1 protein-coding gene is annotated in these 673 nt (G+C 40.0%); it reads right to left on the minus strand.

Annotated features, from left to right (window positions below; genetic code table 11):
- A partial coding sequence (locus ACFOU2_RS11255) for an IS256 family transposase (protein WP_377915133.1) occupies positions 1 to 668 on the minus strand: 668 nt, incomplete at its 3' end.
- Positions 669 to 673 lie beyond the last annotated feature (5 nt).

Genomic DNA, 673 nt, shown 5'->3' on the forward strand with positions numbered 1-673 from the left:
GGGAGTCCATCAAAAACACCAAGTAAGACTTCATGAGCACCGCGTGTATAAAGGTCTTGGAGGATTTCTTGCCAGCCATGGGAGCTTTCTTGACCCCCAACATAAAAGCCGAGAATTTCACGATAGCCTTCCTCATTCACACCAAGGACAATGTAAATGACTTCTTTGGCATACGTATCACGACGAACTTTTATATAAAGTCCGTCAAGATCCAACACAGAATACCGTTTGTTTAATGGACGCTGATGCCACTTTCGAATATCTTCCAAGGCGGCATCTGTGATATTACTAATCGTGGTAGGAGAGTAGGTTGAACCAAGAATCCTTTCGATAAACTTACCGATTTCTCTTGTGCTCATCCCACTTTGATACATTTTAATAATAGCCTGTTCAAGCCAGCCGTCACGACGTTGATAAGGCTCAAAAATTTGAGTCTGGTAATCACCATTACGATCTCTTGGAACCGTAAGAGCTTCGATTTTCCCGTATTTTGTATCAAGAGTACGTTGATAATAGCCATTTCTTGAGTTTTGAACATGTGCCTGTTCCACTTTGAGAAAGTGTTTGATTTCTTCTTTCATGATGAATTCAAGCTTTTCTTGAACAAAATCTTTTATCATATTTTCCAGTTGATTTGCGAAGTCTGAGTTGAGTATACTGTTACTCATGAGGT

This window comes from Bacillus songklensis, assembly GCF_042649685.1.
Taxonomy (GTDB): domain Bacteria; phylum Bacillota; class Bacilli; order Bacillales; family Bacillaceae_H; genus Bacillus_BA; species Bacillus_BA songklensis.